At 42.3% G+C, this 23,235-nt stretch carries 15 protein-coding genes; 4 read left to right on the top strand and 11 right to left on the bottom strand.

Annotated features, from left to right (window positions below; genetic code table 11):
• Positions 1–195: 195 nt before the first annotated feature.
• The 9 genes from ABH008_RS05720 to ABH008_RS05680 all read right to left on the bottom strand — a co-directional run bounded on the left by ABH008_RS05720 (position 196) and on the right by ABH008_RS05680 (position 14,177).
• Positions 196–2,349, bottom strand: coding sequence for a protein kinase (locus ABH008_RS05720; protein WP_347988893.1), 2,154 nt, complete (start codon positions 2,347–2,349; stop codon positions 196–198).
• Positions 2,350–2,470: 121 nt separating this feature from the next.
• Positions 2,471–3,139 carry an OmpA family protein gene (locus ABH008_RS05715; RefSeq protein WP_347988892.1) on the bottom strand — a complete coding sequence of 223 codons (669 nt, stop codon included), beginning with the start codon at positions 3,137–3,139 and terminating at the stop codon, positions 2,471–2,473.
• A gap of 147 nt (positions 3,140–3,286) precedes the next feature.
• Positions 3,287–4,831 (bottom strand): type VI secretion system-associated protein TagF, encoded by a 1,545-nt coding sequence (gene tagF, locus ABH008_RS05710; RefSeq protein ID WP_347988891.1) that lies wholly within the window; start codon positions 4,829–4,831, stop codon positions 3,287–3,289.
• A complete protein-coding gene (gene tssM, locus ABH008_RS05705; protein WP_347988890.1) occupies positions 4,828–8,361 on the bottom strand; it encodes a type VI secretion system membrane subunit TssM in 3,534 nt (1,177 codons plus the stop codon). Before tssM ends, tagF begins: the two co-directional genes overlap by 4 nt.
• Before the next feature lie 10 nt (positions 8,362–8,371).
• Entirely contained in the window at positions 8,372–9,673 is a 1,302-nt protein-coding gene (gene icmH, locus ABH008_RS05700) for a type IVB secretion system protein IcmH/DotU (RefSeq protein ID WP_347988889.1), read from the bottom strand.
• Between the two features lie 6 nt (positions 9,674–9,679).
• Complete coding sequence (tssK, locus tag ABH008_RS05695; protein WP_347988888.1) at positions 9,680–11,020, bottom strand: type VI secretion system baseplate subunit TssK; 1,341 nt, start codon at positions 11,018–11,020, stop codon at positions 9,680–9,682.
• A 72-nt stretch (positions 11,021–11,092) separates the two neighbouring features.
• Positions 11,093–12,703: a type VI secretion system-associated FHA domain protein TagH gene (gene tagH / locus ABH008_RS05690; protein ID WP_347988887.1), complete on the bottom strand. Its 1,611-nt coding sequence runs from the start codon at positions 12,701–12,703 to the stop codon at positions 11,093–11,095.
• 154 nt (positions 12,704–12,857) lie between these two features.
• Positions 12,858–13,631 carry a ParA family protein gene (locus ABH008_RS05685; RefSeq protein ID WP_347988886.1) on the bottom strand — a complete coding sequence of 258 codons (774 nt, stop codon included), beginning with the start codon at positions 13,629–13,631 and terminating at the stop codon, positions 12,858–12,860.
• 60 nt (positions 13,632–13,691) lie between these two features.
• Positions 13,692–14,177: a zinc ribbon-containing protein gene (locus ABH008_RS05680; RefSeq protein WP_347988885.1), complete on the bottom strand. Its 486-nt coding sequence runs from the start codon at positions 14,175–14,177 to the stop codon at positions 13,692–13,694.
• Between the two features lie 82 nt (positions 14,178–14,259).
• On the opposite strand from ABH008_RS05680, the gene leuS reads away from it, so the two are divergent.
• The 4 genes from leuS (at position 14,260) to ABH008_RS05660 (ending at position 18,852) form a co-directional block, all read left to right on the top strand.
• Positions 14,260–16,848, top strand: coding sequence for a leucine--tRNA ligase (gene leuS, locus ABH008_RS05675; protein WP_347988884.1), 2,589 nt, complete (start codon positions 14,260–14,262; stop codon positions 16,846–16,848).
• Positions 16,849–16,872: 24 nt separating this feature from the next.
• Complete coding sequence (gene lptE / locus ABH008_RS05670) at positions 16,873–17,385, top strand: LPS assembly lipoprotein LptE (protein ID WP_347988883.1); 513 nt, start codon at positions 16,873–16,875, stop codon at positions 17,383–17,385.
• Positions 17,375–18,421 (top strand): DNA polymerase III subunit delta, encoded by a 1,047-nt coding sequence (holA, locus tag ABH008_RS05665; protein WP_347988882.1) that lies wholly within the window; start codon positions 17,375–17,377, stop codon positions 18,419–18,421. Before lptE ends, holA begins: the two co-directional genes overlap by 11 nt.
• Positions 18,422–18,507: 86 nt before the next feature.
• Positions 18,508–18,852, top strand: coding sequence for a DUF6868 family protein (locus ABH008_RS05660; RefSeq protein WP_347988881.1), 345 nt, complete (start codon positions 18,508–18,510; stop codon positions 18,850–18,852).
• A gap of 169 nt (positions 18,853–19,021) precedes the next feature.
• Here ABH008_RS05660 and glk read toward each other — a convergent pair whose 3' ends face one another.
• Positions 19,022–19,993, bottom strand: coding sequence for a glucokinase (glk, locus tag ABH008_RS05655; protein ID WP_347988880.1), 972 nt, complete (start codon positions 19,991–19,993; stop codon positions 19,022–19,024).
• Positions 19,990–23,217, bottom strand: coding sequence for a glycoside hydrolase family 15 protein (locus ABH008_RS05650; protein WP_347988879.1), 3,228 nt, complete (start codon positions 23,215–23,217; stop codon positions 19,990–19,992). The genes glk and ABH008_RS05650 overlap by 4 nt, the downstream gene beginning before the upstream one ends.
• Positions 23,218–23,235 lie beyond the last annotated feature (18 nt).

The raw sequence follows: 23,235 nt of genomic DNA, 5'->3' as shown, positions 1-23,235 counted from the left end.
TTATCAGTAAACTAACTGGGTATCAGTAAGGAATTTTAATCATGTATCAAAAACATCCTTAACTATAAATACTTCGCCAAGTATAAAATTATGTGAACTATTTCTCAAACCTGGCTACTAGCATCTAGCTTACAACAGTATACGTCTAAAAAAAAGTGACAATTAACACTAAATTATTGTGATGCCATAGTCAAATTATCTCACCACATTATATTGAATCATTTTAGAAACTATGTTTTGGTTCTGCAATTCGGCAACCACCACACCATTGGCATCTATCACATTCTCAACTGTAGGCAATGGCGATTCACTAAACACAGCCACTATCCTATCCACGCCCACCGGGCCACCAACTTCCAACTTAAATTTCCCCGATTTTGGTGGTACCTGATAATCAGTGTCTGCTTTAACGCGGCCCGTCTGATACGGATTAGGCAAAATCTCACTAATCTCGCCAGAAGAACTCAGATAAGCAACACGCAAATAACCTGTTTTTGTCATATGAATAAGCAGCTTAAGCTCATCACCAACTTTATAACTGGGCTTTCCAACAGATAAAAACACCACGCCTTCAACCGTAGTAAGGTCAACAGGCGGCTGGATAGCTGCAACCCCGGTTACCGTAATTGCAACATTGGCTGGTAACGAGGAATTATGCTTATCCCAGACAAATAACTCCGCTTGATACAAACCGGGTTTATCAGGCAAAAATTTCGGTGTTGCAGAATTAGCATTTTGCAAAATAGCTTTACTGCCTTCTGGTAATTGCGCCAAGCGCCAGGAGTAACTTATTGCATCACCATCCCCAGACTGTGAAGCTGTACCATCCAATGATACTTCCCCACCCACCTGAGCTTGTTGTTCGCAACACGGTTTCGCCAAGGGTATTTTAAAAGTAACAGGGGCCTGAACAGTTTCGGTAACAGGGGGATTTTTTGACATCCACCAATTTACACCAAAACCAATGATTAAAAAACTACTCAACCCAATAACGCCCAAGATGGTCAGCGACCATTTTGCCGCAGGATCAAATTCTTTTAACCATTCATCCAGATTTCTCGGACGCTTGGCTTGTATTAACTCTAAAGCTGATTTCAAAGCCAACCATTGCCGACGACTTAGTTTTTTAACGGGTTGCAAGCTATTCTTACCCGTCTTGATCTGCTGATCATAAAATACTTGATCGGCGGAGCGCCTGGCATACGGATGTTGGCCCGTGAGTAATTCGTAAACCACTAAACCAAAGGAATAAATATCATCTCGCGCATCTGGCAATTCGCCGCGTATCATTTCCAGACTGGCATAAGTCGGTGTTAAACCGGTACTGACCAAGCGTGTAGGTGTATCAATCTCGCCTGACATATCAACAGCTTCTGCTTCTGAGGTTTCAATTTTAGTGGATATACCAAAATCTAGTACCTTGATATCGCCCTCTTCGGTCACAAACACATTGGCGGGTTTAAAATCGCGATGCACTATGTTCTTTTTATGAGCATAAGCCAAGGCTTCGCCCATTTTTCGTATCATAGGCCAAGCCCGCGCCAATTTTACGCCGCCAGCCAAAGCCGATTCCTTGATAATATCACTCAGTATTTGTCCAGATAGAAATTCCATGGACATAAACACATACTCGCCATCCTTATCAAAGTCATAAACACTGATTATATTTGGATGCGCCAATGCTTGCGTTTTTTCACATTCTCTTTGCAGTGCAGCGACCAACAAATGATTACTGGCTAATTCAGGACTCAGCACCTTGATAGCAACATACGGATTACGGGCTTTAGTCTCCACTCTGCGCAAATCCAGAGCTTTAAAAACCATCCCCATACCACCTTTGCCCAAACTTTCTACCAACTCGAAGCGTTTATTGAGCACATCGCCAATTGCCAACTGTACTGATTGCAATTCAGAACCTTGATTTTCTATAGTTTGATACTGGGTATCGGCCATGGCAGAAGGTTGATTAGGTGGCGTAGAAACTTGACTCAGCTCTGTTTTATCATCGGCAATACTCACTTTAACAGCAGATGTTAAACTGGTATTCGACGAAAAATTACTTTCTAATTGGGTAGCCTCATTTTCAAAAGAAACAACCCTATTTTGAATATCAGACGCCAAAACGATGGCTTCAGTTTGATTAACTTCCATCGATTCAATGGCAGTAAACTCTTCTGCATGCACACCAATGCCTAACTCAGGTTGGTTATTACTTACTAAATCGGGCGATATTACACTCTGCGCTGGCAGCTCAGTTTTTAAAATGTTTTCTGCATTTTGCGAATCAACTTTTTGCAATCGCCCCACATCCGAAACTAGTAAGGTTTTATCTTCATCTATGCTGGACATTAGAAATCTATTATATGATGGACATTTCTAACCAATTTGAGCCAGCTAGTTTTGCATAACTGCAATCGGTTGCGTAAAGCAGGCTGGATTGATATTAAACATCAACCAACCTATAAACTGTTTACCCCCCCACTTTAACCAGCCTGACACGCCGATTAGTTTCACTGGTAGGCGCAGTAGGATCTGCAAGACCCGCTTTCCCTCTACCTTCCACTTCAATCGTATCTGAACTAATGCCATAGGCATGTGTCAAAAACTCCTTTACGGCTTCCGCTCTGCGTAGTGATAAATTATTATTGAAATCATCACTTCCTACAGCATCCGTATGACCTTCAATACGAAAGCGCATTCCTTTCATTTCAGGTGATAACAAAGCTTGGGCAATAGGAACTAACTGTTCTTTTGCCTTTTCGCTCAGATAATAAGAATTGTAATCAAACAAAACTTGCATGGAAACGGCGACTTCATCTGATTGTGTTTTTGCCACATCAATAATAGCGGGTCTACCCGGCTTTACAGACTTATTGTTTTTTTGCTCAGTTGATTTAATAACCAAACTACGGCTTTTATTACTGGAAATCTGACCGGAAATATCATCAGCATCATCAACAGAATCTGTAGCAGCAGGCGCTGCACTATCAGTACTATTAGCACTAGGAGTAGTAAAGTGAGAAATAATCTCTGTACTGGTTGCAGTTGATTTTCCAATATTCAACTCTTCAGCGTTTGCACAAGGAAATACCAACAAAGCCGCGATACTCAAGTACAAGGTATTTAATTTAGTTTTCATACATCCTCCCCATGAACTTAATTAATAACCCAGATGCTAACATTATTTATAATCCAATTCAATGTCTGTACTTGATATTAAATATTTAATATGGCCTTATAAACTCCCCACAAAGCCAATAAAAAAATACACTTATAAAACAATTTATTACAAAAAATCAGCTACAATTGCGGTAATGTTATCACGTCCATTTTTAGCCAAGGCCAGATTAATAAGATTCTCCACTGTTTCCTGACAATTTCCGCTCATCATTAGCACAGAAATTTCGGCCTCAGACAATTCTTTATCTAAACCATCACTACAAAGCAGATAACGATCACCCGCTTCAGCCAAAAATGGAATTTCTTCTAACTCAAGCTCCGCATGACCACCAATAGCACGAGTAATCACATTTGCGCCAACCTGAAGGGAAGCTTGTTCTCGACTAATATTATGCACTATCATCATTTCATCGACCATGGAATGATCACGGCTAATTTGTTTTAATCTGCCCTGCCGAAATTGATATAAACGACTATCCCCGGCCCACACCACTTTACATTGATTACCTTGAGCCAATAAAATCACTACTGTTGAACCTACAACACAGTTTTGATTAATACTTGCAGCATATTTACATAAATCAGTATTAATTTGCTTAAGACTCTCACAAACTTTATTAGACTGTAGCTCAATATTCGTAAAGGGTTCAAGTATGGCAAGCGCGTCTACAATCGAACGACTAGCAACATCGCCTGCATGATGTCCACCCATACCATCTGCCACTACCCACAATCCAGTTTTGGGACTATCAAGCATGGCATCCTCGTTATGTTTTCGATGATTACCTACCACTGTCATGCCAAATGAAACCCAACCTGACGTAACAGCAACAGACCTATTCATTTCCATGGGTGGCGCTGACAATACTGAAGGTAGATCTACAACCGGAATTAATTGCTGATGTGGCTTATGCTGGTGTGTCTGCATTTTCCAAATCGGATGCTGAGGCAATCCATTTAAAAAACTGGCATAGGCATCAATGGGAGGCAAACTCTCGCAACATAAAAATCTGGACTTTTTTAGTTGTCCATCGGTACTTGCCCAAAAACTATAACTCGGAAATAATTTTCCCAGCAAATTCAGACTAAGATTTGAAAAAACGCCTGAAATCTGATTAAGATTATCCATATCGTAGCGAAATGCTTGCTTCCCCAGTGTTAGGTCAAAACTTTCAGTTATCGGCGTTTCAAACGATAAAGGGTGTAAATGATTTTCGAGTGACAACCCAGCGACTAACTGATCAAAGTTATCAAAATCAAATTCTTCATCTAAAACTGAAAGAGCCAGATCCTCTAACTGATCAAACCAATCAGACTCGGGCAAAAAAAGAGATGACATAGCTTGAGCATCAATACTCTGTACCAGTGTTAACGGATAATATCGACCGACTCTGTCCACACTGGGCATAACCACACCAGCCCATGCCGTTGCTCCACAAATACCAGGACTCAGTGCAAAGCGCCAAATGGGACTCACTAAATAAATCGATAACCAATCATCACCTAGTGTTTGCTGACTAGAGCGCATTGCTGATTGTAACCATTGATCCCAAGTATCTATAAAAGCTCTTGATAATCTCCGACTAACAAAGTCACCTAATGCCGGTATTTTTCCATAAAACCCGAGGCTGGCATTCTCAGCTTTGCTCATAGGTCCTCCGGACAGTGAAATGATTGATAATTCGCTATACCAAATGGATTATTCACACTAGCCGCTCGCAATTCAAAATGCGCACTATAGCCTTCAACCTGTACGGTTAAATTAAATTTATCAGGCAAGGCAGTTCGCTCAATATTAAATTCTGATAGCATTCTGAATAATGCCCAGGCCCCCTCTTTAGAGCGACTAAATTGCTTTCCATCCAGTGTTTCAAATACGACTCTTACCCCTGAGCTGGTGGCTCCCGGCCATTGAAACTTGGTTAATTGTTCAGGGCCATGTCGATAAACTAATTCTTGCCCGTCTATAGTGAGTCTAAACGTACCTATACGGCTATCCAGATCCAAAGGTTTAAGTTCAAATGAAACAGAAGGGGCCGCACCCCCTGAAGCAAAAAATGCATCGCGAATTTTTGCAGCCATCTGAAACTGCTTAATACTAACAGGCGACAAGCCCAAAGACTTATCAGAATCCATTTCTTTCCATTCTGCAGCAGTGGTATCAACAAATGCTTTCAGGTTAGTATTAAAAAATTGATCTAACACCCCATTGCTGGCAAAGGTTTTAACAAAATCAGCCATCAACACATCTTGTGGAGCATTTGCAGTAAATGGATATCGACCAGCCAATGCAGTTTTACAAGGTATGGAAACGGCTGTCTTGAGCAACTCGTTCAACTGGCCTTTTGCACCATTCTTAATTTGTTCGCCGCCGGTACTCGTTAAGGAAGACAAAGAAGCCGCAACAGGGCCAGGTAACCGCGCAAAATCCTGCTTAGCAGCCTGAATAGGGTTTATACCCCCACCGGCAAATTTTGCCGCTTCGCTAGAAATACTATTGGGTGCAGAACCCACTTGCAACAGATAGTCGTGCAAATTTTTAAGGGTTGCCAAGGTTGAATCGATGGGCATGGGTTTATCTGCCCCGCCTCTAACTTGCATATTAAACGGCTCAAAATAAGCCTCCAGGGTTTTAACCGGATCAACCCCAACATTACTATTTTGTTTTGCCATAGACAACAGCTTTTGTGCCGAATCGGGTACAGCCAAGGCCGCACCGGCAGATTTAGCCAAAGTATTACTTAATTCTGCCGACAATTTGCTTAATGCGGTATTTTTTTCAACCAATACCAACAACATTTTCAGTGGCGAATCTGGACGCGACAATAAATCCAAGGTTTCAACCAATTGGTTATTAGTAGGCTGCGGCCTGAATTTAACATTACTGATCACACCATCCCAGGTTTTTTGATATTCCGCCAGATATAAACGTTTCAAATCGCCATAAAGACGATCAACTTCTAACTGATTATCCTGAGCTTTAACACCCAACACCCAATTCTGATCGTTAGCTTCCTTTACATAATCCATGCCTTTTTTCAAGAACTGTTCGACATAGCCATAATTACTAAACAAACCGGGGACCACAACACTATCCAGTTCCTTAGCAGAAGCAGCCATATATACCCGACTGCCATTCGGTAATAATTGCGCACCAACATTTACATCATGATCATGATCTAACAACGATTCACTTTTAAAACGACTATATACCTGATTAACCAAAGGTATTTGTGTCAATTTATTTCTGACCGCGTCAACAAAACTGCTATCGGCAGTCACAGGATCCAACTTTAAAGCCAACAAATTATCCAAATGCTTTTGTAAACTGGCTTGTGCTGTAACATCATTCGCAAACAAACTTTCCCAATCCAGTTTAATCCATGGTTGTGCCAATTTGGCATCCATATGGCTAGGATCTGTAAACATCAAGTACACACTGAGCAATTGGTAAAGAACATCCAGATTACCCCCCTCACTGCTTTGCATGCGCTCTTTCAAACGCTGAGTAATCAAGGGTACAAAACTTTCTCTTAACAAATGTTCGTAAGCTACTTCTATACCTGAATTTATTTTATCGCCCTGATAAAGACCAAAACCGCTACTCCAGCCCGTTTGTGGATACACCTCTTTCGCCGTCTGCAGTGCATTTAATTTAGGCAGCAGCGCGGCAAAACCTGAGCGTGTATCACTGGCAACCAGATTAGTGCTTCGATAAATTTCAACCTGCTTTTCAACCTCTGCAAGCGCGGCTTTATTAGAGGTAAAACTGACTACCCAAAAAATCAAAGCAATTGCCAGTACAGCAAAAGTACCCGCATAAGCGGCATAGCTTAATAACCGATAACGACGTTCGATATTTTGATCAACACCCACCAACTCTGCTTCAGGAAATACCACTTGCTTAAGTAAAGTCTGCAGGAAAAAGCTTTTCCCACGCCCGCTCATCAGGGGTTGTAACTGTCTATCTAATCTAAAACTTGCCGCCAAAGACGACATAATCCGATCAATGGGCGTACCTTCCTGAGTACCACTAGTGAGATAAACACCCCGTAAGTGAAACGGCTCTTCATAACGATTTGCAGAAAACACCGCATCCAAAAATCTTGTGACAGCGGGTTTAAGCAAAATCATCTGTTGCGGAAAATCAAAAATAGCCGTTCGACGCTGAACATCACGCTCGTCCTGCAATCGTTTGATTCTACGCTGCAACAAACGTTGAATTAATTCATCAAAGCTAAATTCAAATTGCTGTAAAACGACAGCTAAATCGTCATTATTTTGCGCCGATACAAACGTCTCGCCCCAAACCTGATTACGTTCAGCCTCGGTTAAATTTGCAAAAAAATCAGTAAATCCGGCCAATAAGTCTGCTTTTGTAAACAATACATACACAGGTAATTTAACACCCAGTTGGCCATTTAATTCAGCTATCCGCTTTCTGACAGCAGTTGCATGGCGCATTGATTCTTCTTCGCTTTGTTGCAACAAATCACTAATACTTACCGCCAAAAACACACCGTTCAATGGACGTCGTGGGCGATATTTTTTAAGTAATTGTAAAAAACCGTGCCAAGCACTTGCATCTACTTGTTGATGACTGTCCTGAGTGGTGTAACGACCAGCAGTATCTAACAGAATCGCTTCATCTGAAAACCACCAATCACAATCACGTGTGCCACCGCCACCTTTTACGGTGTGTTTACCCAGCCGCTCAGTTAATGGAAAATGTAAACCAGAATTGATCAATGCTGTGGTTTTACCCGAACCAGGCGCTCCAACAATCGCATACCAGGGCAGTTCGTACAGAAACTGTTTACCGCCTTTTTTATTACGCGTTGACTTTAATAGATTTAAGGCTTCCAGAAAACCACGGTTCAAGACATCCAGTTCAGCCACTGAAAGTGACGCTGGATCGTTCTCACCGGCTCCACCCCCAGATAAGTCCTCCATTAACTGTTTATCACGTTTTGCAGATTGCAGATGTTTAATAACCCTATAAAGTATCCATAATGCAACTATGATCAGAATAAAGATTAGACGACTTAAAACTGATTCTAAGGGAACACTGCCAGCAATGGCTATCAAAGGGCCGACAAACCAAATTAAAACCGATAAAACTAAAATACCGATTAATTCAATAACCCAAGACTTTTTAAAAAAGCTGATAATCTGATTCATTGGGGATTTCTCACTTTACCAAGATGTCGACACGCCGATTCAAGGCGCGATTTTCGGCACTGTCATTAGCAGCAAGAGGCTCGGCATCTGCCCGCCCCTCAGCCCGCGCAGCGGTTAAATGTGCAGTTTCTTGCAAAACTGTTAGCACATTCTTGGCACGCGCCAGCGACAAATGCCAGTTTGAAGGAAATTTTGCTGAAACAATGCGTTTATCGTCGGTATGTCCAGTAATTAGCACTGAATCCTGCTGACTTTCAAGCTCCTTGGCTATTTTATTCAGCATGGGGATAAACTCCGGCTTAACCTGATCGCTACCTGAAGGAAAGGAATTGCGAATACGCAAAATACTATCATCAACCACTTCCACCATATTATTGGCAATTTCATTCTGCAACAACGGCTTAAAGCGCTCTAATTTTGGCCGGGTGGATACTGGCTGGCTGACCGGCATGCTTGGCTGCGCAGATAAAGCAAGCGCAGGATCTCTGGCTAATTTTAATATTTCTGTATAAACCGGATCAGACGCAGTATTAACAGCATACGAAAACCCAAGATAACAAAGTAATAACAAACCAGCCGCAACACTGGCAAACACCCACAATGGCAAATGGCTGATTAATGAACTCTGATTTGTATTTTGTCCTTGCCACCGAGGTGATAATTCAGCAACATAATCACCACTGACTCTTTGAATTAATTGATACAGTTCCTGTCTTTGTTTTTCCAGGCTATTCATACCATTGGCGATCAATCGATATTTGCCTTCAAAGCCAAAACTCAGTAATACATAAAAAAATTCGATAATCTGTAAATTTTGTGCAGGTTGTTTAACCACATTATCAATAATTTGAAAAAACCGTTCACCACCAAACGCCTCTTTATGAAACAAGATCAGTAAGCTTTGATGCCCCCAATTACTTTGTGCTCCCCACGGCGTATTTTGAATAACTTCATCCAGAAAAGTACACAAGGCATAACTGGCCATACGCACTTTTTCTTGCTGAATGCCTTTCGCTAGCGACTGCCGCTCAAATTCGCTGACTTCCTTGGCCAGCTTTTGCTTCAATTCGTTAACAGCATCATAACTTGCAGTGACACGCAATCTGGCCGCCAAAGACAAAATTCCTGCCGACAAAGCCAGAAAAGATCCCGACTTATCCCCGCTTAAAGACTCTGCAATAAGTACATCACTAACAGCTTGGGGTGGTGGCGCTGGATTGCGGGGTGCAGCTTGCTGCGCAGAAATACGGCCTCCCGGTGTTGGGCGGAGTACGGTTTTATCGTCGTTATTGAAAGGACCTTCTTGTGCCATCACTCATCACCCTTTTTTAATTGCCCAGAATTCCAGTTCTAACCCCGGAAAGTTGCCACCAATATGAAAAGCAAATCCACCTGCAGCTGCCATTTTCTTCCAATAAGGACTTTGCTTATCTAATTCAAAATAAGACAATCCGGCGTGGTAAGGTATCTGTCGAGGCGCGACTGGCAAAGCCTGTATAGGAATACCAGGTAAAGCAGAAGACACCAATTGTGCTATTTCTTCTACCGGACCTATTTTTACCTGTGGAGGAAAATGTGTTCTTAACATTTCGGAAGATACTTGCGCGCCTACAGCAAGAATAAAAATTGCATTATCTAACAAACCGCTCTCTGGTCTGGCCGACCAATAAACATTTTGATTATGTTTGTTGAGTGGTAACTGGATTGCATTTTGTTCGAGTACCATACTCAACAAGCGCCTTAATTCTTCAATCAAGGGTATAAAACAACTACGCAAATCATCATGCTGATAGCCCGGTATTTGCGCAGGGCGTTTACTTGGTCGATAAAACGTCGATAAATCGCCCATTAATTGTAAACACAGCGAAAACAAGCTTTCTGGATGTAAGTAGGCATGTTTAGCAAAATGCTCCAATTCAGGTTCATATCGATTGATAGTCTGTAACAACATAAAATCAGCAACTTCTGCAACTCCTGCCCCCTGAGAAGCACCAGCAACGCGCGACGCTAACGCCTCTCCTCTGGTGTGAAGCAAGCCGTGTAATTCACGCAAAAACCCACTCAATATAGGACTGGTTACAGATTGTAAAACCACGGGAATATATTTTTCATCGAGAACTACAGTTTTATCCGCCCTTACCTCAATAACATTGGCAATACCCAAACACAAATACCCAGAGCGTTCTTGACTGTGCAACATTAATTTGGGACGAATATGCCCTACTTGCACTGGATAAGAGCCATCAAACCCCGCATTGTTATCTTTTACATCTCTGTGAGCAATTCTATATCGCGCCAAGCCTTCTGGACTTGTTTCGCTATCAACTTCAGCAGCTTCTGGACGGCTTAATGGAAATGCCAAATAAACAATTTCATTCGCTATACCAGTCGTTAAATCTAGTGGCAGAGGCAACTCATCTTCATGAGGTAAATAAAATGGCGTACCATCTTGAAAAATCCCTCTGGCTTCCAACAATACTAGTTTACCTATAGCTAATTGCGGACTATCTAGTTTTAATAACGAGAACCCCCAATCAAATGACCTGATCCCATGGCAGCGACCATGAATACGACTTTCTATATAGCGATCATGTTGCTGAAAATGCTGCGGCCTGAGAAACATTCCTTCTGACCATACAATTCTGTTATTGCTTGACATAATTTAGTTAGACTCTCGTGATATGTAAGAATAAATATTGCAGAACAAGCAAATATTCACACCCAATATTGCTCATGATCTGGCAAATAACTGCATTTGCTTTTCATAAGCGTCTGCAAACTCTTCCCCAAAAAACTCTTCCATCGCCATCGACTTGAATTCTGGGTACTTTTCGCAATAAAGCTCCCAGCACTTAGTCTTTTTCTGGAATACTAAGCCTTCTGCATACACCTTTTCAAATCCATCAGGATCAAATTTATGCAGAATTTCTGCCAAGGAAGCCTGAATACCAGCCGTCATAGCCAACTGATGGTATTTAATATCTTTAAACGCTCCCTTTACCGCATCTTCTGACTTAATAAAAGCTGAATTATGCGGTCCCATCAATAATTTTAAAACACTTTCTACATCAGGATTAAATTTAAGCGGGTTATTATCAACGGAACGTAGCGTGGTAACAGAAACCCTAAATTCACTTTTCATCTCTGCTCTGGCTCGTAACACATCCATTAATCCTTCCACCATCAATCGAAATAAAATACCGGCAGTTTTCATGGCCTCAGCACAATTATCGGCGGGTAAAAAATTAGCATCCCTAATACCTGCGCCTGTCAGAAATTGCTGCATAAGCGAAATATCTAGCGGCGTAGCACTACTAGAAGCATGACTACTTACCACAGGAGGTGCTACAAACGCTGGTGTAGGCGGCGTTGTTGGCTGAGAAAAAGTCTGTGTAGCGACTGGAATTATGGGCGGAGGACTGACAGTTTCAAAGTGACTCTGTTCGGTCTTTGGTTCTATATTGGGAGCAGAAGCATCCAAACCGGCAAAAAAATTCGCCATATCGGGTGCCGGACTTAAGGGTGTCTCAAACACAGCAGGCGGCGTAAAGTTATCATGCATCACAGAACCAGAATTCAGCTCTGTTGAAGAAAACACTGGACTCGGTGTTGAACTTGCAAAAGGATCGCCAGATAAAGATTCATTACTCAATAATTGCGAGTTTGCTTCTCCAAACGCAGGAATAGCATCAATCCCGGCTAAAAAATTGGAAATATTTTCATTTCCCGCTGGGCCAGATGTTGAAAAAGGTGAATGCATTTGCCCTGTACCACTTAAGCCACTGACTGCATTTAAATCACTTTCAAAATCATCTGAAAATGGACGTTGACTAAAAACGCCTAAATCCCCAGAAGACTCCATGCCATCGCCCCAAGCGGATGGCGTATCTATCCCAGTTAAGAACGAAGCAAAATCCCCACTGTCAGATTGAGGAGAAGCCATGGGCCGCTCAGCAAACGGTGCGGGTGTATTTGCAAAAGGTCCACCTGAAAAACTATTCAAATCTATAGGGGCTGGTTCATCGGCAAGCATGTCTACCAGAATTTCATATTCACCAATTCGTAATACTTCATTCGGTTGCAAAACCGCTTCGGCATTACTCAAACTTAACCCCGCTTTAACCAGATAGGTGCCGTTTGAGCTGGTATCTTTAATAAAAAAATGGCCATTAGCAAAATATATATCGGCATGCTGTCCAGAAACAATTTTATCGTTATCTTCCAGAACCATTGTTCTATCAGCTTTACGTCCTATGCTGCCGCCATCCTGACTATATTCAACCCTTATTTCTTTTGATACCGGCAAGCTTTTATATGTAATCACTTTCAAAACCAGACGCATAACAATATTCCTAGCGTTATTTCAATTTTACCCTCTTAACAAACAGAGGCATTGATTTAGCAATAAATAGAAACCCTCGAACCCTATACTTTGGCTAGTTCAACCCAAAAGAGACTTAGTAATCATTTTAGATTTTAATTAAAACTTTCACACCTTAACTATGAATTTCCAGATGCAGGGCCAAATATTCTTCAGTCAACTTGTGTGTAGGTGCATAGTGAATTAATGGCTGAGAATCAGAATGAGACTCTCTGACTTTAACTGAAGAAGAAATTTTTGCTTCCAAAACCGGCAATCCTTCGGCAATTAATTCTTCAACCAACTGGCGTGGCAGATTAGCCTGCTTTTGATACTGATTAACGACAATTCCTTCGATTTCAAGATTTTGATTATGATCTGCTTTGACTTCAGCGATGGCGCGCATTAATGTATATAGTGCTTCACGTGCAAACGTATCGCAATCAAAAGGTATGAGACATTTTTCAGCCGCAATTAGGGCTGATTGGCTGTAGAAGTTGAGTACGGGTGGCGTATCAATATAAATTTGATCAAAACCAGTTAACTTTTCCAGAGCTTCTTTTAACTTAAAAATTTTATAACGTGATTCAAGCCTGCTTTGCAAGGCTTCCAATTCTGGATGAGAAGGAATCACAAACAAATTGGGGAAAGGTGTTTCATGGATGGCACTTTCCAATCCTTCCTTTCCACCACCAAATAGACCTATACCCAGATTATCTTTAAAAAAGTGCGCAATGGTTTTATCCGCATCGCTAACTTTGGCACCCAGCAAATACTGAGTAGAATTACCTTGAATATCAAGATCAATTACTAGCGTTTTTTTACCTTGTACCGCACTAATAGCGGCTAAATTACAAGTAATAGTGGATTTACCAACGCCGCCTTTTTGATTAAAAATCACCCTGCGCATAATCGCCCTCGATAAACTGAAAAGTTAAGAGCGTCCATTATAAGGTTAATAGTTACAATATCAACAACGACTAAAACTATTGGTACCACAGACCGGACAGACTGGGATCACACTGGTGGATTTAAACGATATTTGTTTCTCGCAATGATCACAGGAAAAAGTACCGGGACTTGCAATATCTCCACTTTGATAGGGATGATATTGTTTGGCATCCATTTCCAGAGCAGCCAGTTTTACACGAGTTTTATCAGCAATATCCAAAAATGCAGTTAGCGCAAAATTTTCAATCAGATGTATATCAAACTTTAACCAATCGCTAAGCGAATCGTTATTGCTATTTGGTGAGGTGACGGCGGCATGCTCTACATCACGCATCACAAAGTCTGCAATTTTATTAATTTCTTCCTGCGAATGTATGCCTAGCCTAGCCGATTTTTCTTTAGCAATTTCCAATGCATCAGCAACACTATGCAAGGTATCATCCATCGCTTCATAGAGATGACCCATCAGATCATCATATGCTTTGATCAATTTGTTTTCGCTCATAGTTTCTCCATATCAATTCACACTTTAGATTTAAGCGCTGGTAAGGTATTCTACTGCTTTTTTACAATAAAAGACGAATAGGATGGAAGAGCAATACAAACCACAGGCAATAGAGCAACAGGTGCAAGCCGATTGGGAATCTTCTGGTGTTTTTACCGCCAAAGAAGATACCGGTAAAGAAAAATACTATTGTCTTTCCATGTTTCCATATCCGAGCGGCAAGCTACATATGGGCCATGTGCGTAATTATACGATAGGCGATGTCATCAGTCGCTTTCAGCGCATGCAAGGTAAACATGTTTTGCAACCTATGGGTTGGGATGCGTTTGGTTTACCCGCTGAAAACGCAGCTATGCTTAATAAAGTACATCCTGCCGACTGGACGCACAGCAATATCAGCTATATGCGTGAGCAATTAAAACGCTTGGGCTTTGGTTATGACTGGCAACGTGAACTAGCCACCTGTGACCCCAATTACTACCGCTGGGAACAATGGTTTTTTATCCGTTTATTAAAAAAAGGCTTGGTTTATAAGAAAACCGCCCCGGTTAACTGGTGTCCGCACGATCAAACCGTTCTTGCCAATGAACAAGTAATTGATGGCTGCTGCTGGCGCTGTGACACACAGGTTGAGAAAAAAGAAATATCGCAGTGGTTTTTAAAAATTACCGCTTATGCCGATGAATTACTCAGTTCCCTGGAAAGCTTACCAGGTTGGCCGGAACAGGTTCGCACCATGCAAGCCAACTGGATAGGCCGATCTGAAGGTGTGGAAATGGATTTTGCGGTGCAAGACAGCACAGCCACAATCCACATTTACACTACCCGACCAGATACAGTAATGGGCGTAACCTATTTGGCGATTGCCGCAGAACATCCCTTAGCCATAAAAGCAGCCGAAGCGAATACAGCAATTTCTGAATTTCTGGAGAGTTGCAAGTTGATGGAAACATCAGAAGCGGCCATGGAAACCATGGAAAAGCGCGGCATTTATTCTGGCATTCAAGCTACGCACCCCCTTTCAGGCGAAGCAGTGCCAGTATGGATTGCCAACTTTGTATTGATGAACTATGGTACTGGCGCAGTGATGTCTGTTCCTGCTCACGATCAACGCGATTATGAATTTGCGCAAAAATACAACATCGCTATAAAACCTGTTATTCAGGCAGCTAATGACTCTGACGACAAAATAACTGAACAAGCATTTACTGATAAAGGTATTTTGTATAATTCTGGTGAATTTAATGGTTTAAGCTCGGCTGAAGCTTTTTCCGCCATAGCGGAAAAACTTACCAGCCAGGGTAAAGGCAAACGCAAAACCAACTTCAGGCTACGTGATTGGGGTGTGTCACGCCAACGTTACTGGGGCGCTCCCATACCGATTATTTACTGCGAAGACTGCGGCACGGTGCCGGTACCCGACGCACAATTACCGATTATTTTACCGCGTGATGTAGTTCTAGATGGATCACAATCACCGTTGGCTGCCCATCCCACTTTCCGCCACACCCCTTGTCCAGAGTGCGGAAAACCAGCGCAGCGTGAAACGGATACTTTCGATACTTTTATGGAATCATCCTGGTATTTTGCGCGTTATGCCTGCCAAAATGCTGATATGGCTATGCTGGATTTCCGTGCAAATTATTGGTTACCGGTTGATTATTATATTGGCGGTATTGAACACGCGATTTTGCATCTGCTCTATGCCCGGTTTTATACCAAGCTATTACGTGACGAAGGCTTATTAGTTTGTGACGAACCCTTTAAAAACCTGCTAACTCAAGGTATGGTGGTTGCAGAAACCTTTTATCAGTTGGATGATCACGGTCATAAACATTATTTTAATCTCACCCAAATTGACGTTGAACGCGATAGCAAAGGTAAAATTATCGCCGCTAAATTAATGAGTGATGGTTCCGCAGTTACGGTGGGCGCTGTGGAAAAAATGTCAAAGTCAAAAAACAATGGCGTTGATCCTCAGGTATTAATTGATAAATACGGTGCAGATACCGTACGCTTGTATACCATGTTTACCTCTCCTCCAGATCAATCGTTGGAATGGAACGATGCTGGCGTGGAAGGAGCATCCCGCTTTCTGAAACGTCTGTGGAGACAAACACATTTGCATGTTGAAAGTGGTTTATCTACTAAAGCGTTAGACACATCGAGTTTAACCGACTTACAAAAAGGCTTGCGTAGACAAATACATCATACCTTGCAAAAAGTAACCGATGATATGGGACGCCGGCATACCTTTAATACCGCCATTGCCGCTAATATGGAACTGTTGAATACTTTGGGTAAATTTGATGACGACAGCGATGTCGGGCGTACCGTTCGTCAGGAAGCTCTTGAAACGGTTGTTTTAATGCTGGCACCAATAATTCCACATATCAGTCAGGCTTTGTGGGAGCATTTGGGACACAGTAGTGATATTGTCACAGCCGCCTGGCCAGTGTTTGATGCATCCGCATTACAACAAGACTCGATAGAGATGGTTATCCAGGTGAATGGCAAACTCAGAGGCAAAATCTGCGTAGCTTTGAATGCGTCTAAGCAGGATATCGAAACCCAGGTACTAGTCGATGAACATGTTCAACGTTACATTGAGGGCAAACCAATCAAAAAGCTGATTGTGGTGCCAGAAAAACTGGTAAATATCGTTGTTTAAAACTGCATTAACGGGGAATGTTGCATGAATCAGGCAGTCAGAACAGTCTTGATTTACAGTTTGTTATTATTGAGTGGCTGTGGCTATCACTTACGCGGTTCAATTCAGATACCTGAATCTTTGAAAAACGTATATGTAGCCAACGCTTCTAGCGGCTTACAAACTGAGATGGCTTCTCTACTGAGAGCATCTAACGCCAAATTAGCACCTACATTGGCTGATGCGGGTATCGTTATCAAGATTCTGAAAGAAGAGATGAAAAACCGCGTGGTATCGATAGGTAGCACCGGTAAATCTACTGAATCAGAAGTAAATCTGTATATGCGGTTTCAGTTTTTTAACAATAAAGACGAACCCATTATGGATGAACAAACTATGGAATTATCCAGAGAATACTTCAACGACCAAACGGCAGTGTTAGCTAAATCGAGCGAAGAACAGATGATTCGGGCAGAAATCTACAAACAGGCGGCGCGATTATTAATGGGACGCGCCGGCATTGCTGTAGAGAACCCCAAGAAAATAGATGCGCATTAGTGGTGAACAACTAAGGGCTAACCTGCAAAAATCGTTAGCCCCGGTTTATTTAATCAGCGGAGACGAACCCCTGCAACTGGGAGAATCTGCTGATGAAATTCGTCTGGCCGCCAAACATGCTGGTTACAACACTCGAGAAGTGATCAGTATTGATAGCGGTAACGAATGGCAACAACTGACAGACGAAGCCAGTTCCTTATCCATTTTTTCTGATAAAAAACTGATCGACTTAAGGTTACCCTCCTCCAAACCCGGCAATGAGGGCAGCAAAGCCTTGATCAGTTACTGCCAAAACCCAGCCCCAGATACCTTATTACTGATCACTACAGGAAAACTGGATAGCAATTCCCAAAAAAGCCAATGGTTCCAAGCCATAGATAAAATTGGCATTTTTGTTCAGGTTTGGCCGCTGCAAGGCATACAATTACTGCAATGGTTGCAATCACGCGCGGAACGGCGCGGCATGCAAATGGATGGCGACGCATTAAAATGCTTGGCAGCGAGAATTGAAGGCAATCTGTTAGCTGCTGCCCAAGAGATAGAGAAACTGTATATTCTGCATGGCAAAACGCGCATAAACAGCGCCATGGTAGAGGATGAAGTGGCCGACAGCGCAAGATTCGATGTATTTGGCTTAAATGACGTCCTACTGGCAGGGAATCTGAATCGCGCCATTAACATTCTTAATAATCTAAGAGCCGAAGGCATCGCCGCCCCCATCATACTCTGGGCTTTAAGTCGCGAAGCCAGAACCCTGTTTAATATCAAAATGGAATTAAAACAAGGCAATCAAACAGATGCGGTGTTTAAAAAGTTTCAAGTTTGGGACAAACGTAAAGCGTTAGTTCAGCAGGCGTTGAGCAGACTTAAATCTAATGATTTACAAAGCATACTAAAATTAAGTGCCATTGCCGACCAGCAAATAAAAGGTCAATTAAAGGGGAATTGCTGGGAGAGTTTGTTTGGTATTTGTTTACGGTTTGCAAAGGCTGATCAGATTACGTTACAGCAAAACTCGCTTACCAATTCGCTATAACTACACCTTACAATTAATAATAATGGCGTTGACAAACATACTTTAGGTTTGCCATATTCAACGAATAAAACCGGGATCGGCTCGGGGTGACGCCCGTCACCCCGAGCCACACCACCGGGCATGCGATTGAACCCCGTGAAGGTGTTACCCAATTTTTTACCACTCAACAACATCAAGCAGATGAACTTATGACATTGGAATTACTTAAAACCTTGTTGCTCTATTGCCTAGTATTTAATCTAGCATTTGTCAGCAGTTGGTTTTTGATTTTTACCTATGCGCATGACTGGATGTTCAATCTACACCGCAAATGCTTTCAAGTTACACTGCCACAATTTGATGCACTCAATTATGCAGGGATGATGCTTTACAAGATAGCTACATATTTTTTAAATGTAGCTCAAATGATAGCACTTTGGTTGACCACTTAGCAATAAGTTTCAGGTAACTACTCAGCGAACTATCGGACACCCGAAAGTGTTAGGCAACTCGGCAGTTTACTGATGCCCTCGGTGGGTTTCGATGCGCACAGAGACTTTAGAAACTTTATAATTCTATTAAACCCATCCTACGCTGAGTAATTACAGTTTCAGAACCCTATTAATCCACAAAATAATACATAGCCCCCATTAAAGGTGTTCTGGAATTTAAAGCCAGTTTTACCGAGACTTTATCCAACACTTTCTGAAAACGGCCTTTGGCGATAAAGCCTTGTATAAAACCACCGGCTTCCATAGCACTCCTAATTTTAGGACCTATACCACCACCGATAAACACTCCACCAGTAGCGAACGACTTCAGCGCCAGATTTCCGGCTTCTGCGCCGTAAAGTTCCACAAACAACCTGACTACTTCGCTACAAACTTCATCTTCACCCGCAATTCCAAGGCGGGATATAACTGCACTGCGATCAGGATCACCAATACTGGGTACAATCGGACAAGGCTTGCCAAACTGACTGGCCACTAAAAAGTCATACAGATGACTGAAACCAATACCTGACAATATTCTTTCGCAACTAACATGCTCTGGAAACTTATCGCGTAAAAAGCTTAACAGTTTATCTTGTTGTTGATTTTGTGGTGCAAATGAACAATGCCCACCTTCGGTAGCAAGAGGTTGATAGCGCTGACCATCCCAATACAAAAGGGCTTCGCCCAAACCGGTGCCAGCAGCAATAACAGCTATATTGCCGGTTTGGGTTTGCGCATCTGGATTAAGCTCGATAAATTCGTGCTCCTGCAAATGTAACATGCCTAAGGCCATGGCCTCCAGATCGTTAAGCAGTTTTACCCGTTGTGTACCCAGCGTAATTTTAAGTTGCTCTGCATCCAGTATCCAAGGTAGATTGGTAGTTTGGCAACGTTGGTTAATAACTGGCCCGGCAACGCCAAAGCAAGCTGCACTAATAGTGGGTTTATGCGCTAAAAATTGGCTTAGTAAATCGTCAAAATCGTGAAAATCGCCACTGGCAAAAGTTTGTTCATGCACACATTCCACACCGGTGTCTGGGTGATGATTGATTAAGGCCAGAACTGTTTTCGTTCCACCGATGTCGCCTGCTAAAATCATACGCTTACCTGTGCGGGTGCTTTGTTGAGATCAAGGAGATAAATCAAGGCATCTAAAATACCATTTGCCACCGCATGCGGAGGTAATTGGTAAAAAGCCTGCCAAGCCATAGAGACATAGTTTTCATAGCGCTCCCGATGTTCAGGATAGAGCTGTAACCAGTATATACGTACAGCATGACCAATCAGAATATCCGTAAATATACTGTCGTCAATACGTAGTGCTGGATTGTCTTGAAAAATTAAGGCTAAAGCACGCAAAGTTTCTACCGTTAATTGACGAAAAACAGGAGCCTGTATTTTATTCAGCAGATGATTAACATACAATTTAAAGGTTTGTTCTCCAGGCGTCATTTGTGACAGCGTTTCGTCACTGTCTATGCGGTGTTTACTATTTATTTTCTCGCCGATGATCAAACCTTGGCAATGCTGTAGCAAAGTCCAGACACCCGTATAAAAGGCTTCGTTTTCCCGCCCGACACTGCCCTGTTGTTCTCTCCATTCGTACCAGTCTTCGGCTTCACCTCTATCTTTGGGGTTCATACTGTTAGGAAAGCGTGCCGTATGAAGTTGCCGTTGCTCGCATCCATAATGCAATGACTCAACGTCTCCCAACTGGGTTTTACTACTGCTGTAATCTTGCAACGTTTCTTGCAATAACTCGGCGAGTTGATAAGGCGCTAATGCTAACACCTCATTAAAAGCCCTGTCCAAAGCACTACCCGTCTGACGTTTCTGGCGGGCAATAATCAATTGCAGAATATGACCAACGCGGATAGTGTGCATATCGGCTAATAATTCTGGATGTAATTTGATTACCATGCCTAAATGGATTATCAGTTCCTGAATGATGATATGCAAACTGGTATCGTTACTATTATAAGCACGTATGGTTTGCAAAATTTCTGAAGAATCGGCGGGGCGGCGTAAGGTAGCCTTACCGCTATAAGCATGTCCAACTGTCAGTCCGTGTTGACGAACTAAAATTTCGGTAGCCGCATGTTCCAGATTAATATCGTATTTATTTAGTAAACCAGCACAACGTCTAACAATCTGCCATAAGTGTAAATCCCCAGCACGCGCATAAACTTCTTCCAACACATCACGCACCCGACAGTTGTATCCATCGTTAGTTTTTAAACCCGTTTCAAAATCTAAACCATGACGCTGACTTAACAGACTTAACGCTTCCAATTGTGCATATAAATTGGCGTTAAGGTGCAATTGGCTAATCAGACTTGCATCGTCACCAATTTCCCAACTGGTCAACTCAAAACTATTAATGGCTTCTGGCGAAAAGTCGTTAACTGGCAAGGCACTAGCAAAAGGACGCTCACTCTCTTCCCAAGTTTCCTCAGGAAATTTAAAATCATGCAGATAATCAATTTTTTCGCGACTGGAGTTTTGTACAAATTGTGTCAACAAGCCCAGGTTTACGCTAACCCCAGCTTGCCCCCCCTGCTGTAATTGTGCAATAAAGTCCAGCAATACCTGACGGTCGGCACTGTCTAGCATATTATGTTTAATATGGATAACCAGCAAGGGAGGTTGCGTACTATCCCAATGTCGACTGATATAGGTTAACTCCATACGTAAACGCTGAATCAATAGGCGATTATCCATAGCGATATAAAAGCCTTTTTGATTCATGAACTGTGGCAGAAAAATCAGGGATTCTCCGGCCAACAAATAGAGGCGTGAAGTGGCAAGAGTGCGTAATTGTCTTAACGGACGCCCGCTCAGCCCAATACGATCATTACGGCCAACCTGCGTATATGCAGCAGCTAACTGACTGGCATCTCGCACTTGAATGGGTGCAATTTCTGCAGGTGTTTGCGAAGGAATATTATAGTCTTGCAAAATGCCTTGCACTGCTTCATCTTCAGCAAACAAAGCGATTTGCACCGCAACGCCGCTTTGCTGTTTTACCGCTTTGTAACGACCCAGTGGATCAATATCATCCGCTGTTATTAAGCCGTCATTCAATAAATCACTTAAAATCAACAGGCTTTGCGCCCAAACCAAAGGCACATTCTCATTGGCTATACGATCCTGACTATGTGGATGCTGTTTTTCTGCTGCGACTGCTTCTGCCGGAACGACATAAAGCTCAGGTACCAAATATTGGCCATTTTGTTCCACCAGCAGATTTTGCAAGCGACGGCGATAATCCTGTGCAGCATCCTGATTTCCAGCAAACAGATGATTGAGTAGTAAATAACAGAAAAATAACGGCCATTCACATTCAACCCCCATAAACTGCTTTAACTCATGCGGTTCATAATGCAAACGTTGCTGATCTTCCAGAACGGTTTGATGACCATCCAGTAAAAAGCGTTTACAACCGTAACGACCTTGTAATTTGTCAACAATTAATGCTTCAGTTTTAAGCCTTAACGATGGATCATCCACTGCAAATGCAGGAAAACCCGTGATACTTAACAATGCTGAGTCGACTTCTTTGGAAATGGATTCTCTGGGCAATAACGATTCTAAGGTAATACGGGTACGCGCAATATCATCACTAACCACATGAATAACAGCGGTCTGTCCGGCCTTTTTACCAAACAGATTACAGCCTTGCATCGCTTCTAATGCCGCTTTTGCCATGCCAATAGAGCTAGCATTCAATTCGGCAATGCCGTGATTCATTTTATTACCACGCTCCCAAATCCCATAATCCGGGGTTCGATAAGCACGGCTAATATAATGCACCAAATTCTGTACAAAATTGACTTCATCAATACTAAACACAATACGCAAACCGGAAGCAGTCATTTGCGCCAGCATCAACAAAAACAAAGAGGTGGCGTCCAATTGTAAATGCCCCCATTCATTATCTGCAACCACCACCATGCCAGTTTGAGTATTGTACTTGGCATGCAGTGCATCCAGCGGGTCCTGGGTGTGTTTAAATTTTTCAACTTTAGCAGCTTGCCGCATCATCGCAATCAATAAGCCTCGCATCAATTTAACGACGCTTTGCTCAAGAATATAAGTCCGGTCTACCTGATCAGGGCATTTGCGATAGGCCAATGCCAATCCCCAAGCAGGTAGAATGCTATACACATTATCTCTAACCCAGGCATCAGTGTAATTACCATGACTATTAACCGCCGTACTGGCTGGTAACAAGCCACTGATCCAATCCTGTCGACTTAGAATAATATTCTGCACATCTTGATAATAACGGTTTAAGGTATCGACTTGGTTGGTTATCGTCATGTTAGGAGTGATCAGTTA

This window comes from Methylomonas sp. AM2-LC, from assembly GCF_039904985.1.
Lineage (GTDB): Bacteria > Pseudomonadota > Gammaproteobacteria > Methylococcales > Methylomonadaceae > Methylomonas.
The sequence above is the reverse complement of the archived record's forward strand: the minus strand, read 5'-3'. Positions and strand labels throughout refer to the sequence as shown.

Coding starts and splice junctions, on each gene's coding strand:
- glk (WP_347988880.1), bottom strand. CDS start 19,993: ATGATTTTAGCAGGCGACATCGGTGGAACGAAAACAGTTCTGGCCTTA.
- leuS (WP_347988884.1), top strand. CDS start 14,260: ATGGAAGAGCAATACAAACCACAGGCAATAGAGCAACAGGTGCAAGCC.
- ABH008_RS05715 (WP_347988892.1), bottom strand. CDS start 3,139: ATGAAAACTAAATTAAATACCTTGTACTTGAGTATCGCGGCTTTGTTG.
- tssM (WP_347988890.1), bottom strand. CDS start 8,361: ATGAATCAGATTATCAGCTTTTTTAAAAAGTCTTGGGTTATTGAATTA.
- holA (WP_347988882.1), top strand. CDS start 17,375: ATGCGCATTAGTGGTGAACAACTAAGGGCTAACCTGCAAAAATCGTTA.
- tagH (WP_347988887.1), bottom strand. CDS start 12,703: ATGCGTCTGGTTTTGAAAGTGATTACATATAAAAGCTTGCCGGTATCA.
- ABH008_RS05650 (WP_347988879.1), bottom strand. CDS start 23,217: ATGACGATAACCAACCAAGTCGATACCTTAAACCGTTATTATCAAGAT.
- icmH (WP_347988889.1), bottom strand. CDS start 9,673: ATGGCACAAGAAGGTCCTTTCAATAACGACGATAAAACCGTACTCCGC.
- ABH008_RS05685 (WP_347988886.1), bottom strand. CDS start 13,631: ATGCGCAGGGTGATTTTTAATCAAAAAGGCGGCGTTGGTAAATCCACT.
- tagF (WP_347988891.1), bottom strand. CDS start 4,831: ATGAGCAAAGCTGAGAATGCCAGCCTCGGGTTTTATGGAAAAATACCG.
- tssK (WP_347988888.1), bottom strand. CDS start 11,020: ATGTCAAGCAATAACAGAATTGTATGGTCAGAAGGAATGTTTCTCAGG.
- ABH008_RS05680 (WP_347988885.1), bottom strand. CDS start 14,177: ATGAGCGAAAACAAATTGATCAAAGCATATGATGATCTGATGGGTCAT.
- ABH008_RS05720 (WP_347988893.1), bottom strand. CDS start 2,349: ATGTCCAGCATAGATGAAGATAAAACCTTACTAGTTTCGGATGTGGGG.
- lptE (WP_347988883.1), top strand. CDS start 16,873: ATGAATCAGGCAGTCAGAACAGTCTTGATTTACAGTTTGTTATTATTG.